This window comes from Frigoribacterium sp. 9N (genome assembly GCF_902506305.1).
Classification (GTDB): domain Bacteria; phylum Actinomycetota; class Actinomycetes; order Actinomycetales; family Microbacteriaceae; genus Frigoribacterium.
Genome location: NZ_LR733392.1, coordinates 126,469 through 142,114, shown reverse-complemented (window position 1 = coordinate 142,114; position 15,646 = coordinate 126,469). Strand labels below are relative to the sequence as shown.

At 72.3% G+C, this 15,646-nt stretch carries 14 protein-coding genes; 9 read left to right on the top strand and 5 right to left on the bottom strand.

Features of this window, described 5'->3' with window-relative positions:
* The first annotated feature begins 118 nt into the window (after positions 1-118).
* Both ARTHRO9V_RS03770 and ARTHRO9V_RS03765 read left to right on the top strand, forming a co-directional pair.
* Positions 119-1,780 (top strand): glycosyl hydrolase 53 family protein, encoded by a 1,662-nt coding sequence (locus ARTHRO9V_RS03770; RefSeq protein WP_159825673.1) that lies wholly within the window; start codon positions 119-121, stop codon positions 1,778-1,780.
* Between the two features lie 71 nt (positions 1,781-1,851).
* Complete coding sequence (locus ARTHRO9V_RS03765; RefSeq protein WP_159825671.1) at positions 1,852-2,778, top strand: glycerophosphodiester phosphodiesterase family protein; 927 nt, start codon at positions 1,852-1,854, stop codon at positions 2,776-2,778.
* Between the two features lie 44 nt (positions 2,779-2,822).
* Here the strand turns inward: ARTHRO9V_RS03765 and ARTHRO9V_RS03760 are convergent, their stop codons facing one another.
* The gene (locus ARTHRO9V_RS03760) at positions 2,823-4,439 is read right to left on the bottom strand and encodes an ABC-F family ATP-binding cassette domain-containing protein (RefSeq protein WP_159825669.1); all 1,617 of its coding nucleotides are present in this window, start codon (positions 4,437-4,439) and stop codon (positions 2,823-2,825) included.
* A 123-nt stretch (positions 4,440-4,562) separates the two neighbouring features.
* Between ARTHRO9V_RS03760 and ARTHRO9V_RS03755 the strand changes: the two genes are divergently transcribed.
* Entirely contained in the window at positions 4,563-5,543 is a 981-nt protein-coding gene (locus ARTHRO9V_RS03755) for a bifunctional methionine sulfoxide reductase B/A protein (RefSeq protein ID WP_082460582.1), read from the top strand.
* A gap of 70 nt (positions 5,544-5,613) precedes the next feature.
* Here the strand turns inward: ARTHRO9V_RS03755 and ARTHRO9V_RS03750 are convergent, their stop codons facing one another.
* Positions 5,614-6,321: a hypothetical protein gene (locus ARTHRO9V_RS03750; RefSeq protein ID WP_159825667.1), complete on the bottom strand. Its 708-nt coding sequence runs from the start codon at positions 6,319-6,321 to the stop codon at positions 5,614-5,616.
* 187 nt (positions 6,322-6,508) lie between these two features.
* Between ARTHRO9V_RS03750 and ARTHRO9V_RS03745 the strand changes: the two genes are divergently transcribed.
* From ARTHRO9V_RS03745 to ARTHRO9V_RS03725, 5 genes are read left to right on the top strand one after another with little or no spacing between them, the layout of a single operon-like run.
* Positions 6,509-7,129: a molybdenum cofactor guanylyltransferase gene (locus ARTHRO9V_RS03745; RefSeq protein ID WP_159825665.1), complete on the top strand. Its 621-nt coding sequence runs from the start codon at positions 6,509-6,511 to the stop codon at positions 7,127-7,129.
* A gap of 9 nt (positions 7,130-7,138) precedes the next feature.
* Positions 7,139-7,396, top strand: coding sequence for a DUF6457 domain-containing protein (locus ARTHRO9V_RS03740; protein WP_158612919.1), 258 nt, complete (start codon positions 7,139-7,141; stop codon positions 7,394-7,396).
* Positions 7,393-8,565 (top strand): molybdopterin molybdotransferase MoeA, encoded by a 1,173-nt coding sequence (locus ARTHRO9V_RS03735; RefSeq protein ID WP_159825663.1) that lies wholly within the window; start codon positions 7,393-7,395, stop codon positions 8,563-8,565. Before ARTHRO9V_RS03740 ends, ARTHRO9V_RS03735 begins: the two co-directional genes overlap by 4 nt.
* Before the next feature lie 53 nt (positions 8,566-8,618).
* Entirely contained in the window at positions 8,619-9,626 is a 1,008-nt protein-coding gene (gene fdhD, locus ARTHRO9V_RS03730) for a formate dehydrogenase accessory sulfurtransferase FdhD (protein ID WP_159825661.1), read from the top strand.
* Entirely contained in the window at positions 9,623-11,935 is a 2,313-nt protein-coding gene (locus ARTHRO9V_RS03725; protein ID WP_159825659.1) for an FdhF/YdeP family oxidoreductase, read from the top strand. The genes fdhD and ARTHRO9V_RS03725 overlap by 4 nt, the downstream gene beginning before the upstream one ends.
* A 51-nt stretch (positions 11,936-11,986) precedes the next feature.
* On the opposite strand, the gene ARTHRO9V_RS03720 is transcribed toward ARTHRO9V_RS03725, so the two are convergent.
* On the bottom strand, positions 11,987-12,700 hold the full coding sequence (locus ARTHRO9V_RS03720; protein WP_159825657.1) for an MBL fold metallo-hydrolase: 714 nt from the start codon (positions 12,698-12,700) through the stop codon (positions 11,987-11,989).
* A gap of 53 nt (positions 12,701-12,753) precedes the next feature.
* Between ARTHRO9V_RS03720 and ARTHRO9V_RS03715 the strand changes: the two genes are divergently transcribed.
* Positions 12,754-13,302 carry a TetR/AcrR family transcriptional regulator gene (locus tag ARTHRO9V_RS03715; RefSeq protein WP_159825655.1) on the top strand — a complete coding sequence of 183 codons (549 nt, stop codon included), beginning with the start codon at positions 12,754-12,756 and terminating at the stop codon, positions 13,300-13,302.
* 34 nt (positions 13,303-13,336) lie between these two features.
* On the opposite strand, the gene ARTHRO9V_RS03710 is transcribed toward ARTHRO9V_RS03715, so the two are convergent.
* Together ARTHRO9V_RS03710 and ychF are read right to left on the bottom strand one after the other, a co-directional pair.
* On the bottom strand, positions 13,337-14,524 hold the full coding sequence (locus tag ARTHRO9V_RS03710; RefSeq protein WP_159825653.1) for a N(5)-(carboxyethyl)ornithine synthase: 1,188 nt from the start codon (positions 14,522-14,524) through the stop codon (positions 13,337-13,339).
* Positions 14,525-14,566: 42 nt separating this feature from the next.
* The gene (gene ychF, locus ARTHRO9V_RS03705) at positions 14,567-15,640 is read right to left on the bottom strand and encodes a redox-regulated ATPase YchF (protein ID WP_159825651.1); all 1,074 of its coding nucleotides are present in this window, start codon (positions 15,638-15,640) and stop codon (positions 14,567-14,569) included.
* Between the last annotated feature and the right edge of the window lie 6 nt (positions 15,641-15,646).

Below are 15,646 nucleotides of genomic sequence, written 5' to 3'. Positions count from 1 at the left end.
CCGCAGGAGGCGCGGTGCCGGCGTCGAGACCGGCACCGCGCCTCCTGCGCCCCACCGTCCCGAACCCCGTACCGCCCCGCAGCACCCCGCCACACCGATCGTCAAGGAGGACGACGCGATGACACGACCCACCACCACACCCCGGCCCCCCGTCGACCAGAGGGGCCGGCGCGGTCTCGCCGTCGGCGCCGCCCTCGCCACGGCGGCCCTGGGAGCCGGCCTGCTGTCGGGCACCCCCGCGACCGCGGTGCCCGGCGGCCCGGCTCCTCGCCCCGTCGTCGTGCAGGACCCCGGCTTCGAGCACGGCGCGACGGGCTGGGTCTCGAAGGGGTCGGGCACCACGACGCTCGAGGCGGGTGGGCACGACTCGGCCACGCGCCTGACACACGTGCTGTCGACGGCCGGCACGGCCACGACCAGCCAGAAGCTCAAGAAGGTGACGCCCGGGTGGTGGACCTTCTCGGCCTGGGTGAAGAGCGGTGGCGGCCTGGCCTCGAGCACGCTCTCGCTGACCGGGTGCGGCACCGGCTCGAGCAAGGACGCCGCGGCGACGACGGTGATCCCCTCGACCGAGTCCGACGACGGGTGGCTGCGCCTCTCGGTCTCGGCCGAGGTGACGCACAGCCAGTGCACTCCGACGTTCACCACGAGTGGCGCGGCCGGTGCCTGGGCGAGCATCGACGACGTCACCGTCACGCCCGGGCGGGTGACGCGCGACGTGCGGGGTGCCGACCTGTCGGGTCTGCCCCGCAACGAGGATCGCGGAGCCGTCTACCTCGACGCCGCCGGCCGCCCCACCGACCCGGTGACGCAGCTGGCGGACCACGGGGCGAACATGGTGCGGCTGAAGGTCTGGGTGGACCCGACCGACGGGTACAACGACCAGGACGACGTCGTCGCGATGGCGGCGCGGGTGAAGGCGGCGGGCATGCAACTGCTCGTGGACTTCCACTACAGCGACCGGTGGACCGACCCGGGCGCCCAGACCATGCCGAGGGACTGGCTCGGGCTGAGCGCCCCCGAGGTCGCCACGAGGATCCACGACCACACCCGCAGCGTGCTCGACGCCCTCGCCGCCGAGGGGATCACGGCGGACGCCGTGCAGGTCGGCAACGAGATCAACCCCGGCATGGTCTGGCCGCTGGGCCAGACCTGGGACGTCGACCCGAGCGACGGCGTCAGCGGCGCGCAGTGGAGCAACCTGGCGATGTTCCTCACGGCCGGAGCGACGGCGGTGAAGGAGGTCTCGCCCACGACGCAGGTGGTGCTGCACCTGACCAACATCAACGCCGGCGTCGACGGCCTCACCTGGTGGTTCGACGAGGCGACCTCGCGCGGCGTGCCGTTCGACCTGATCGGCCTGTCGTACTACGGCTACTGGCACGGCGGGCTGTCGGGCATGCAGCAGGCGGTCACGACGCTGTCCGAGCGCTACGACCGCGACGTGCTGATCGTCGAGACGTCGTACCCCTGGACGCTCGAGGACGACCCCGACCACCTCTGGGAGAACGTCGTCGTCGACCCGTCGCAGCTCGTCGCGGGCTACCCCGCGACGCCCGAGGGGCAGGCCGCGAACTTCCGTGCGATCCAGGACGTCGTGGCCTCGGCCCCGGGCGGCCGCGGAATCGGCGTCGTCGCGTGGGAACCCGCGTGGACCGCGGTCGACGGTGCCGGGTGGGACCCGGACGACCCGACCTCGGGCAACGCGTGGGAGAACCAGGCGATGTGGGACCACGACGGTCGCCCGCTGCCCGCACTCGACGAGTACGCGGCCGACTGAACCGGGCGAACGCCGGGTGATCCGGCGGGCGGTGGTCGTCGCGGCACCCGGTCTCCCCCCATAGTGGGCACATGCCCCGCACGCCCGAGCCCCTGGCACGCCTCTCCCGTCGAACGGTCCTGCTCGGCGTCGGCGGCGTCGCCGTCCTCGGGACGGCCGCCGTCGCCCTCGGGTTGCGTTCCGCGCGACTGAGCGAGGAGGCGCCGGTCACCCGGGCCGCGCCTCCTCGGCCCGTCGACGCCCTCCTGGCGGCTCGGCCCTCCACCGTCGCCCACCGCGGCGGGTCCGGCGACTGGCCCGAGATGTCGATGTTCGCCTACCGGCAGTCGGTCGCCGCCGGGGTGGACGGGCTCGAGGTGTCGCTCTCCCGCACCTCGGACGGCGTCTGGTTCGGACTGCACGACGAGACCCTCGACCGCACCTCGGGCACGACCGGGTTCGTCCCCGCCGACCACACGTGGAGCGAGGTGCAGCAGTACCGCATCTCGGCGGCCGAGACGAACGACCCCGAGCAGTCCGACCAGCCGTACGCCCGCTTCGACGAGATCGTGCGCGAGTTCGGCCGGGAACACGCCCTGTTCGTCGACCCGAAGTACGTCGACGCCCGCTTCTACCCCGAGCTGTTCGAGATCGCGTGGATGCACCTCGGGACGTCGGAGGTGGCGCAGACCCTCGTCGGCAAGGGGTACTGCACGCAGACCGAGTGGGGCGACCTCGCCGCCTCCGAGGGGTGCGCGACCTGGGGGTACTACTACGCCGACGAGCTGGCGGCCGACCCCGAGCTGCTCACCCGGACCTCCGCCAGCTGGAGCATGCTGGGCCTCGACTGGTCCGCCCCGGCCGCGACCTGGGCGACGATGACGGCCACCGGCAAGCCGGTCCTCGGCCACATCGTGTCCGACCTGGACGCCGCTCGCGCCGCACTCGACGGGGGTGCGTCCGGGCTCGTCGTCTCTGGCGTCGCCGAGGTCGTCCGGCAGCTGACGACCGAGGGCTGAGCCCGGTCGCACGCGGACCCGACCCCCGCCCGGCGCCCCGCGGCTCAGGCGGCGGTGACGACCACGCGCTCGGGACGGTCGGCGTCCGCGCCGAAGACCAGACGCCGCGTGGCGACCTTGTCGGCGAAGAACCGGTCGTGGCTGACCACGACGACCGCCCCGGGGAAGTGCTGCAGCGCCCGCTCCATGACCTGGGCGCTCGGCACGTCGAGGTGGTTGGTGGGCTCGTCGAGCAGCAGCACCGAGGCCCCCGAGAGCAGGCACTGCGCCATCGCGACGCGGGCCCGCTGACCACCGGAGAGCGTGCCGATGCGCTTCTTGAGATCGGCCTCGCTGAACTGGAACATCGCGAGGAACCGCCCGACCGACTTCCGCGTCGCGGTCAGGGCGAGGCTGTCGGGCATCGCGTTGACCGAGTGCGTGACGGTGTCGTCGTCGTCGAGCTCGGCCAGCACCTGGTCGTACGAGACCACCTTGACCCCGCCCGCCCAGGCGGCCCGACCGGCGTCGGCACGTTCTTCCCCCGTCAGCACCCGCAGCAACGTGCTCTTGCCGCTGCCGTTCGCCCCCGTGATCACCAGGCGGTCGCCGCGCCGCAGCTCGAACGTGAGGTCGTCGAAGAGCGTCCGGTCGTCGCGGGCCTTGCCGAGACCGTCGACCCGGCACAGGACGTCCTTGACGTGCAGCCCCGAGTAGATCTCGGTGATGATCTGGTCGACGGGGCGGGGTGCCCGCGACTTCTTGACCTTGGCGAGCTGCTTGAGCAGGTCGCCGCCGTCCTGGCGCTTGGCGGCCTTGGCGGCGTCGCGGCGGTCCGAGATGCCCTCGGCCTCGAACGCGAGCAGCTCGGACTCGTGCACGAACTGCTGCTCGAGGCTCTTCAGCCGGAACTGCTTCTGCACGACGTACTCGGCGAAGTCGCCCGGGTAGTCGTGCAGGTGGAAGTTCTCGACCTCGACGATGCGGGTGACGACCGCGTCGAGGAAGCTGCGGTCGTGCGAGACGACCACGGCCGCGCCGTGGAAGTCGCGGAACCACGACTCGAGCCACTCGACGCCGGCCACGTCGAGGAAGTTCGTGGGCTCGTCGAGCAGCAGCACGTCGGGGTCCTCGAGGACGATCTTCGCGAGGGCCGCCCGGTTGCGCCAACCACCGCTGAGGTCGTCGATCGGGCTGGTGCGGTGCGCGTCGCTGAATCCGAGCACGCTCAGTGCCGTGTCGATGCGGCGCGGGTACTCCCAGCCGTCGACCCGGTCCATCTCGGCGAACAGTTCGGACTGTCGGTGGATCAGCTGGTCGAGGGCGTCCCCGCCTTCGGGGTCCATCGCGACCACGGCGATGTCGGCGTCGATCTGCGCCAGGTCGGCCTCGATCGCCCGCTCGTGGGCGAAGAGCCCGGTCAGCACCTCGACGATGGTCTGCGTGCCGTCGAGTTCGGAGAACTGCGAGAAGTACCCCACCCGGACGCCCTGCTCGAGCGTGACCGTGCCCTCGTCGGGCTGCACCTGGTCGAGCATCAGCTTGAGCAGCGTGGACTTGCCGCTGCCGTTGCGACCGACGATCCCCACGCGCTCCTTCTCGTCGAGGCGGAAGAACGCCTCGCGCACCACCGGGGTGCCGTCGAAGCGGACGGTCACGTCGTTCAGTCGGATCAGGCTCATGCGTCGATCCTCGCAGGCCGACGGAACACCCGGCGCCGCCCGGTTGTTGTCGTGAGAGGCATCGAGGCGACCGCGGGCACCCGACCCATCCGATCGCACCGACGCCGACGAACAGGAGGCATCATGTCGGACCAGTACCGGAAAGACCCCGAGGCGGTCGCCCGCCTCACCTCGACCCAGCGCCGCGTGACCCAGGGCGGTGGCACCGAACCCGCCTTCCGCAACGAGTTCTGGGACTCGAAGGACGCGGGCATCTACGTCGACGTCGTCTCGGGCGAGCCCCTGTTCGCCTCGGTCGACAAGTTCGACAGCCGCACCGGCTGGCCGAGCTTCACGCGACCCATCGATGCCGAACACGTCGTCGAGAAGCGCGAGGGCTTGTTCTTCAAGCGCACCGAGGTGCGCTCGACCGCCGGGGACAGCCACCTCGGCCACGTCTTCCGCGACGGACCCACCGCGACCGGCGGGCTGCGGTACTGCATCAACTCGGCGGCTCTCCGCTTCGTCCCCTACGCCTCACTCGAAACCGAAGGATACGGTGCCTACATGACGCTCTTCTCCCCCGAATCCACCCCCGCCCCCAGCGGCACGACCGAGACCGCGATCCTCGCCGGCGGCTGCTTCTGGGGCGCCCAGCAGCTGCTCCGCCGCCGACCGGGCATCGTCTCGACCCGCGTCGGCTACTCGGGCGGCAGCGTGCCGAACGCGACGTACCGCAACCACCGCGGCCACGCCGAGGCCGTCGAGATCGTGTTCGACCCGGGTCTGACCTCGTACCGCGAGATCCTCGAGTTCTTCTTCCAGATCCACGACCCGTCGACGAAGGACCGCCAGGGCAACGACGTCGGCGACAGCTACCGCTCGGCGATCTTCTACGCGGACGACGAGCAGCGCGCCACGGCCCTCGACACCATCGCCGACGTCGACGCGTCCGGCCTCTGGCCCGGCAAGGTGGTCACCGAGGTCACCCCGGCCGGCGACTTCTGGGAGGCCGAAGAAGAGCACCAGGACTACCTCGAGAAGGACCCCTACGGCTACACCTGCCACTTCGTCCGTCCGGGCTGGGTGCTGCCGAAGCGCGACCAGCAGGTCGCCGCGGGCTGACGCCCGTCAGGCCCCAGGAGGCGCGGTGCCCGTTCGTCGGGCACCGCGCCTCCTCGCGTCCGGTCGCTCCTCAGCCCCAGAGGCGTGTGACGATCGATCCCATGAGGTCGTCGGTCGGGAAATTCCGTTGCGACACCGTGACGACGACGTCGTCGCGCACCAGCACGGTGTCCGCGATGTCGACGCCGTACATCGGGTCGGTCGTGACGTACTGGCAGAGCGAGCCGCCGTACGCCTCGGAGCAGTCGTAGACCACGCCGTCCAGCCAGAAGACCGAGGTGGGTTCGCGTCCCTCGGCGAGCCAGGCGGGATACGCCTCGGCCGTCGCGGCGTCCACCGTGCTGACGTCGGCGAAGAGGCCCGTGATGTCGGCCCGCACGTCGGCCCAGCCACAGCGGAGCACCTGGGCGGACGCCACGACGTCCCTCAGGTCGGCGTCGGCGCCGGGTGCCGTGGGAGCGACCTGTCCCATCGGCTGACCGAAGTAGGCGGGGTCGTTGAGGGGGGCGTCGCCCATCGTGGCGGCGTAGGTCGCGGCGTCCACCAGGTCGGTGCAGTCCGTCGGGATCGACACGGGCCGCGTCGTCGGGGTCTGCGACGGAGTCGCCGTCGGGGTCTCCGACGGGGTCGCGGTGGCCTCGGGCGAGGCGGCGACGTCGGTCGCCGGGGCGGTCGGACCGGACGTCGACGCGCCCGCTCCACCCGTCGCCGGCGCGCAACCGGCCAGCAGTCCGGCCAGTGCAAGACCGACGAGGGCGGTGTTCACGGAACGCTTCATGGTCGTCTCCCCCTCGCCAGGCCGATGCCGGACCGGTCTGTCGGCTGATCTCTTCAGCCTAACGACAACGACACGAGGAAGCCTCGGCTCCGAGGACGACATCGGATCATCCTCCGGGATGGCCTCGCCCCGAGGACGCCGGTCGAGGGCAGGTCTAGGCTCGCGGCGTGGACGCGGGTGGCAGGGCATGACCGGGGACGCCGGGTTCGACGCCGTCCTGCTCGCCGGGGGTCGCGCCTCCCGGGTGCACGGTGCCGACAAGACCGGCTTCACGAGTGGCGACGCGACGCTCCTCGACCGGGCCGTCCAGGCGGCGGCCGGAGCCCGGACCCTCGTCGTGGTCGGCCTGCGCGACGGTCGGGTGCCGCCCGCCGGAGCCCTGCTCACCCGTGAGGAGCCCGCCTGGTCCGGGCCGGTGGCCGCCCTCGCGGCCGGTCTCGCCGTCGTCGGCGACCCGTCACCGTGGGCACTCGTGCTGGCCTGCGACCTGCCGCGGGCGCCCGAGGCCGTGGCGGCCCTCCTCGCCGGCGGCGCCGAGGACGACGAACACCGGGACGGTCGGCTCGCCGTCGACTCGGACGGGCGACGTCAGCCACTGCTCGCTCTCTACCGGACCGACGCCCTGCGGACGCGACTCGGAGGACTGCGGGCCGACGGCCCCCTCGAGGGCCTGTCGCTCCGCCGTCTGCTCGACGGGCTCGACCTGCTCGAGGTCCCCGTGCCCGACGCGCTCTGCGCCGACGTCGACACCGTCGCCGACGCCGACCGCCTGGGTGTCGTCCGGCGCGAGGCCGACGCGACTGGTTGAGTGTCGACCATGACCGACACACCTGCCGAACTCGACGCCTGGGCCGCACGACTCGTCCGGGCCCTGGGCCTGCCCGACGACTTCGTGGTCGACGTCCCCGTGGTTCTCGACCTCGCCCGCGACGCGGCGCACGGCGTGGCCCGCCCGGCCGCCCCGCTGACGACGTTCCTCGTCGGCTACGCCGCGGGGCTCGCCGGCGGCTCGCAGGCCGAGCTGGACCGGGCGACCGCGACCGCCACCGCCCTGGCCACGGCCGACCCGGCGTGACGGTCCGGCGGGCCGACTGGCGGGTGGCCCGCGCCGAGGCGTCCGACGCCGCCCGGGCCCTGCCCCGCGACCTCGAGACCGTCGTGCTCGCCGACGCGGTCGGTCGCACGCTGGCCCGGGACGCCACGAGCCTCGCGCGCGTGCCCGGCTCCGACGTCTCGGCGATGGACGGCTGGGCGGTCGCCGGCGAGGGCCCCTGGCGACTCGGCCCGTCGATCGTCGCGGGCCGGGTCGCGGCCGACGACGGCGGGTCGCTGCCGACCGGGGTCGCACGACCGGTCACCACGGGCGCCGTCGTCCCGGACGGGACGGACCGGGTGCTGCGCTCGGAGTCCGGGCACGTGGCCGACGGCGTCCTGACGGCCGACGACCCCCGCCGCCCGCCGCACGTCCGGCGGGCCGGAGAGGAGATCGACCGCGGCGACGCCCTGATCACCGCGGGCACGCTCCTCACCCCGCCCCGCGTCGCCGTGCTGGCCCTCGGCGGGCACGACGCCGTGCCCGTGGTGACCCGCCCGACGGTGGCCCTGGCCGTGCTCGGCGACGAGGTCGTGGCCGAGGGCGTGCCCGAGCGCGGCACGGTCCGCGACGTGTTCTCGGTGCCGGTGCCGCGCCTCCTCGGCTCCCTCGGCACGGCGTCCGCGACCACGACGCGGGTGGCCGACGACCTCGACGCGACGATCGCCGCCCTCGACCGCTCGGACCGTCGCCTCGTGGTGACGACCGGAGGCACCGCGCACGGCCCGACCGACCACGTCCGCGCCGCCCTCGACCGGCTGGGCGCCGAGCTGGTGGTCGACGGTCTCGCGATGCGTCCGGGGCAGCCCCTGGTCGTCGCGCGCCGCGGCGACACGGTCTACCTGTGCCTGCCGGGCAACCCGATGGCCGCCTACGTGGGGCTCGTGGTCGTGGGGACCGCGGTGGTGGACGGCCTCCTCGGGAGGCGACCCGCGCCTCCCGGGTCCGTCACGCTCGCCGTCGACGTGGCCCACCCCCGACCCGGCGCGCTCGTGCAGGCGTACCGGGCGACCCCGGACGGAGCCGTGCCGACCGAGCGCCAGTCGTCGGCGATGCTGCGCGGCCTGGCCGACGCCGACGGGCTGCTCGTCGTGCCCGAGGGCGGGGCGCGGGCGGGCGACGTCGTCCCCTCGCTCGGCCTCCCGTGGTGAGGTGCGGACCCCGCCGGCTTTCGATTCCGGGGTTCGAGGGGTAGACCTGACCCATGGCACGCATCACGTCCCGCAAACCGGTGACCCGCATCACGGTCGGCGACGACGGCAGCGCGGGCGTCCGCAAGACCATGGACACCCTCGCGGTCGAGGAACCCCTCGAGATCCGCGTCGGCGGCACGTCGCTCGCCATCACCATGCGCACGCCCGGTCACGACTTCGACCTGGCCGCGGGGTTCCTCGTGTCCGAGGCCGTCATCTCGACCGGTGACGAGTTCTTCGCCGCCCGCTACTGCGCCGGGGCCACCGCCGAGGGGCTCAACACGTACAACGTGCTCGACGTCACGCTCGCGCCCGGGGTGCCGGCGCCCGACCCGAGCCTCGAGCGGGCGTTCTACACGACCAGCTCGTGCGGGCTGTGCGGCAAGGCCTCGATCGACGCCGTCCGCACGACGTCGCAACACGACGTGCGGCACGACCCCCTCGTCGTCGACCCCGCCCTGCTCGCGACCTTCCCCGACCGCCTGCGCGAGGGCCAGGACGTGTTCGAGAAGACCGGCGGGCTCCACGCCGCGGCGCTCTTCGACGGCCGCACGGGCGAGCTGCTCGTCCTGCGCGAGGACGTCGGTCGGCACAACGCCGTCGACAAGGTCGTCGGCTGGGCCGTCAAGGAGGCGCGGCTGCCGTTGGGCGGGACCGTCCTGATGGTCTCGGGTCGCGCCTCGTTCGAGCTCACGCAGAAGGCGTCGATGGCCGGCATCCCGGTGCTCGCCGCCGTGTCGGCACCGTCGTCGCTCGCCGTCGACCTCGCGACCGAGCTGGGCGTCACGATCGTGGGGTTCCTCCGCGGTCGGTCGATGGTCGTCTACTCGCGACCGGACCGGCTCGGCGAGCCCGACGGGACCGAGCCGTCGGCCCGCTCGCGCGACGCCGGCGACGCGACCCGCGCCTCCTCGTCCCCCGACTCCGCCGACGCCGCCGACGCCCACGCCCCCGACTTCCCCGGCGGCGCGACGCGCGCCTCCTCGCCCGTCCCCCTGACGATCGGAACCAGACCGTGACCGAGAAACCCCCCGTCTCCGACGTGACCGACGCCGACATCGAGGTCGGCCCCCCGCGCGAGTGGGCCGCCGGCGTGCCCGGCGTGTTGCACTCGATGGACCCGGCCATCAAGCAGCTCGGGCTTGCCCGCACCGTCAAGCTCATGACGTCGCTGAACCAGAAGGACGGCTTCGACTGCATGAGCTGCGCCTGGCCCGACCCGAACCACCGCAAGGTCGCCGAGTTCTGCGAGAACGGCGCCAAGGCGGTCACCTGGGAGGCCAACCCGGTGCTCGTGCCCGACACGTTCTGGGCCGAGCACTCGGTGACCGACCTGCTCGACAAGACCGAGTACTGGCTCGGCATGCAGGGCCGCATCACCAAGCCCGTGCACAAGCCCGCCGGCAGCGACCACTACCGCGAGGTGTCGTGGGACGAGGCGTTCCGCATCGTCGGCGACAAGCTGAGGTCGCTCGACAGCCCGGACGAGGCGTCGTTCTACACCTCGGGCCGCACCTCGAACGAGGCGGCCTTCGCGTACCAGCTGTTCGTGCGCGCCTTCGGCACGAACAACCTGCCCGACTGCTCGAACATGTGCCACGAGTCGACGAGCCTCGCCATGGCCGAGGTGGTCGGCATCGGCAAGTCGACCATCGCCTACGACGACTTCGAGCAGGCCGACCTGATCGTCATCCTCGGGCAGAACCCGGGCACCAACCACCCGCGCATGCTGACGGCCCTCGAGGACGCCAAGCTCAAGGGCGCGAAGATCGTGGCGGTCAACCCGCTGCCCGAGGCCGGCCTGCGTCGCTACAAGAACCCGCAGCTGCCGCGCGGCGTCGCGGGTCGCGGCACGGAGATCGCCGACCAGTTCCTGCAGATCCGGCTCGGTGGCGACATGGCGCTGCTGCAGGCCGTCGCCAAGCGCGTCCTCGAGGCCGAGGACGCCGCCCCCGGCACGGTGCTCGACCACGAGTTCCTGGCCGAGCACACCGTCGGGCTCGAGGCCTTCCGCGAGCACATCGCGCAGGTCGACGACGACGAGGTGCTGCTGGCGACCGGGCTCGACCGGGCCGAGATCGACGAGCTGGCCGACCGCTACCTGGCCTCGGACCGCGTGATCATCACCTGGGCGATGGGCATCACGCAGCACCGCAAGGCCGTCGACACCATCAAGGAGATCATCAACCTGCTGCTCCTGCGCGGCAACATCGGCAAGCCGGGTGCCGGCGCCTCGCCGATCCGCGGGCACAGCAACGTGCAGGGCGACCGCACGATGGGCATCTGGGAGCAGGTCTCGGACGAGTTCCTCGACGCCCTGCAGAAGGAGTTCCGCTTCGACCCGCCGCGCGAGCACGGCGTCGACGCCCTCAAGGGCATCAAGGCCATGCAGGAGGGGCGCATCAAGTTCTGGATGGGCATGGGCGGCAACCTCGTGGCCGCGATCTCGGACACCCAGCTCGCCGAGGCCGCGATGCGCGGGACCGACATGACCGTCCAGGTGTCGACGAAGTTGAACCGCTCGCACGCCGTGGTCGGCGCCGAGGCGCTCATCCTGCCGACGCTCGGCCGCACCGAGATCGACGTGCAGGAAGCCGGGCCGCAGTTCGTCTCGGTCGAGGACACCGTGTGCTCGGTGCACGGGAGCCACGGCCAGGTGCCGCCGGTCGCGCCCGACCTGCTCAGCGAGGTCGCCATCGTCAGTCGCCTGGCGCGGGCGACGCTCGGCGACCGGGCCGACCTCGAGATCGACTGGAAGGGCTTCGAGGACGACTACGACAGGCTGCGCGACCACATCAGCCGGGTCGTGCCGGGCTTCGAGCGCTACAGCGAGCGGGTGCGCAGCCGTGACGGCTTCGTGCTGCCGAACGGGCCGCGCGACTCGCGGACCTTCGCGACGAAGGTCGGCAAGGCGATGATCACGGTCAACGACCTCGAGCACGTCGAGCGCCCCGAGGGGACGCTGCTGCTGCAGACCCTGCGCTCGCACGACCAGTACAACACCACGATCTACAGCCTCAACGACCGCTACCGCGGCATCAAGAAGGGTCGGCACGTGGTCTTCGTCAACCCGCTCGACCTCGACGACCTCGGGCTCACCGACGGCCAGAAGGTCGACGTGTCGACGGTCTGGACCGACGACGTCGAGCGGGTGCTCCGCGACTACCGCATCGTCGCCTACCCCACGGCCCGCGGGTGCGCCGCCGCGTACTTCCCCGAGGCGAACGTGCTCGTGCCGCTAAACAGCGCGTCGATCGGCAGCAACACCCCGGTGTCGAAGGCCGTGCTCGTGCGGGTGACGCCAGCGGCGGTGCCGGTCGGGGTCTGACCCCGGGTCGGCCCGTCGCCGGGCGGCGCCGTCCGAGCCGGCCCGGTCGGGTCAGCGGGCGGCGGCGCGGACGGCGGTGACGGCCGCGGCCACGCCACCGTCCCAGGGGGCACCGTGGCCGGGCAGCACCCAGGTGGCACCGGTGTCGAGCAGGGCGTCGAGCGACGCCAGGGCCTGCTCGGGCTCGTCGGTGAACGGAGCCGGTGCGGGCCCGACGTGCCCGGTCGTCACGTGGCGCGTGGTCAGGGCGTCGCCCACGAACACGGCGTCGACGCCCGGGACGAACACGGCGATGCTGCCTTCGGAGTGCCCGGGCATCGGGATGATCCGAGGCGCACCCGGCAGGTCGAGCGTCTCGCCCCCGTGCACCTCGACGACCTCGGTGAGCCAGGCGGTCCTCGCCCCGCCCTTGCGCAGGCTGTAGCCGGCGAACCCCAGCAGGGGGCCGAGCTTCATCGGCGGCATGCCGTTCCCCGGCTTCGGCCCGCCCTTCGACCGCGAGGCGTCGGCGGCGTGGACGTACACGGGCACCCCGTGGTCGCGACGCAGCCGCTCGGCGAAGCCGACGTGGTCGGAGTCACCGTGGGTGAGGACGACGCCCTTCACGTCGTCGAGGGTGCGTCCGACGGAGGCCAGCTCGGAGACGAGTTCGGACCAGAGGCCGGGCAGACCGGCGTCGATCACGGTCACGCCCGCGGGCGTGACGACGAGGTACGCGGCGACGATGTCGTTGCCGATGCGGTGGAGGGAGGGGGCGAGTTCCATGATGGCTACGGTAGTTAGCCATCATGGCTATTGTCAATAGCTATACTCGACGGATGCCCACACCCGACCGCACCTCACCCGACGCCATCCTGCTCGCCGCGCGCGAGCTGCTCGAGGCCGACGGCCCGTCCGGCCTCACGATGGCCGCGGTCGCGGCACGGGTCGGCGTGCGTGCACCCTCGCTTTACAAGAGGGTCGAGAACCGGGAGGCGCTGCTGCGGTCGGTCGCGGAGGCCACCCTCACCGACCTGGCCGCGCGGCTCGACGGGGCGGGGTCGGCCCGCGAGGTGCTCGACGCCTTCCGGGCCTTCGGGCACGAACGTCCGGCCGCGTTCCAACTGGTCATGACGCCCGGGCCCGGCGTCCCCACCGCGCGACGCGAGTTCGGCGCCGCGGCGAGCGCGGCCGCCCTCCGGGTCGGCGAGCAGCTCGTCGGGCCGGCGCACGCCCTGGACGCCGCCCGCACCCTCACGGCGTGGGTGGCGGGCTTCGTCATCATGGAGCTCAACGGCGGCTTCCAGCTGGGCGGCGACGTCGACGAGGCGTGGGACTTCGGGGCCGGGCGCGTCCTCGCGGCCCTCGCCGCGCCTCCTGCGGTCTGAGCCGTCCCCGCGACCGCCCGGCCTGCGGCTCCGCTCAGTCGAGCGGTGCGTGCGGGTACGAGGAGGCGCGGTGCTGGAACTCGAGGATCGCCTCGTTCTCGACCCGCCCCTCCGCGATCTCGACGGCGCGGCGGATCGTGTCGGACGCCGCCCACGAGGTCGGCCCCTCCATGACGGTGCGGAGGAACGGGAGGAGGGCTTCGCTGATCTCCCACGTCGTGGAATTCCAGAGGAGCGACGGGCTGTGGTCGACGGCGTAGTAGTTCGTGGTGGCGCCCACCGTGACGAGCGGTTCGGCGAACGTCGTGGCGCGGGCCCAGTCGAAGCCCATGCCTTCGTCCACCGAGACGTCGACGATGAGGCTGCCGGGGCGGAAGGCGTCGAGGTCGGTCTCGCGCAGGTAGGTGAGCGGGGCGTTCGGGTCCTGGAGGGTGCAGTTGACGACGATGTCGGCTGCGGCGAGGAACGGAGCGAGGGCGACCGGCCCGTCGGGGGTGTTCACGGTGCTGGCGCCGGGCGTCTCGGGGTCGTGTTCGAACTGGAAGATGTCGACCGACGGGATCGGCGACCCGACGGCGGCGATGTTGCGGTTCGTCAGGACGCGCACGTCGTGGATGCCGTGGGCGTTGAGGGCCGTGACGGCGCCGCGGGCGGTGGCGCCGAAGCCGATGACGACGGCGCTGAGGCGACGGCCGTAGTCGCCGGTCGAGCCGCAGAGCTGGAGGGCGTGCAGCACCGAGCAGTAGCCGGCGAGCTCGTTGTTCTTGTGGAAGACGTGCAGGCCGTAGCCGCCGTCGGACTGCCAGTGGTTCATGGCCTCCCACGCGATGAGGGTGAGCCGTTTGTCGATGGCGAGCTGGGTGATCTCGCGGTCCTGGACGCAGTGCGGCCAGCCCCAGAGGGTCTGACCGTCGCGCAGGCCCTCGAGGTCGGCGGCCTGGGGCTTGGGCAGCAGGACGACGTCGCTGTCCGCGACGATCTGCTCGCGGTCGGCCATCGCCACGAGGGGCTCGAGGTCGGCGTCGGGGATGCCGAAGCGCAGGCCGTAGCCGCGCTCGAGGGTCATGCTCGCGCGCAGGTCGGCGTCGATGCGGTCGAGGTGGGCGGGGTGGATCGGCAGGCGCCGCTCGTCGGGCTTGCGCGAGGTGGCCAGGACGCCGAGGCGCAGCAGTGCGGGGGCGCCGGAGGTGGTGCCGGTGGGCGGGGAATCCGTTTGGCTCATGCTTGAGAGTAGATGAGTGGCGCTCGCCCCCGAGCCGGAGGGTCAGTTGTTGAAGCGGAACTCCACCACGTCGCCGTCCTGCATGACGTACTCCTTGCCCTCGATGCGGGCCTTGCCGGCCGAACGGGCCTCGGCGATGGAGCCGGTCTCGACCAGGTCGTCGAACGAGATGACCTCGGCCTTGATGAAGCCCTTCTCGAAGTCGGTGTGGATGACCCCGGCGGCCTGCGGGGCCTTCCAGCCCTTGCCGATCGTCCAGGCGCGGGTCTCTTTCGGGCCCGCCGTCAGGTAGGTCTGGAGCCCGAGCGTCTCGAAGCCGATGCGGGCGAGCTGGTCGAGACCGGACTCGTCCTGCCCGAGCGACGCGAGCAGCTCGGCGGCGTCCTCGTCGTCGAGGCCGATCAGCTCGGACTCGACCTGCGCGTCGAGGAAGATCGCCTCGGCCGGCGAGACCAGGGCCTGCAGTTCGGCCTTGCGCCCCTCGTCGGTCAGGACGGCCTCGTCGACGTTGAAGACGTAGATGAAGGGCTTCGCGGTGAGCAACCCGAGTTCGCGGATCGGCTCGAGGTCGATGCTCGTGGCCGAGAGCGCCTCGCCTCGCTCGAGCGCCTCCTTGGCGGCCACGGCCGTCTCGTGCACGATCGGCTCGACGCGCTTCAGCCGCAGCTCTTTCTCGTACCGGACGAGCGCTTTCTCGACCGTCTCGAGGTCGGCGAGGATCAGCTCGGTGTTGATCGTGCCCATGTCGCTCTCGGGGTCGACCTTGCCGTCGACGTGCACGACGTCGGGGTCGTCGAAGCCGCGCACGACCTCGGCGATGGCGTCGGCCTCGCGGATGTTCGCCAGGAACTTGTTGCCCAGGCCCTCGCCCTCGCTCGCCCCCTTGACGATGCCGGCGATGTCGACGAACGACACCGGCGCGGGCAGGATCTTCTCGCTGCCGAAGAGACCGGCCAGCACCTGGAGGCGCGGGTCGGGCAGGTTGACGATGCCCACGTTGGGCTCGATGGTCGCGAACGGATAGTTCGCCGCCAGCACCTGGTTCTTGGTCAGGGCGTTGAACAGGGTGGACTTGCCGACGTTGGGCAGTCCGACGATCGCGATAGTGAGAGCCACGAGGGT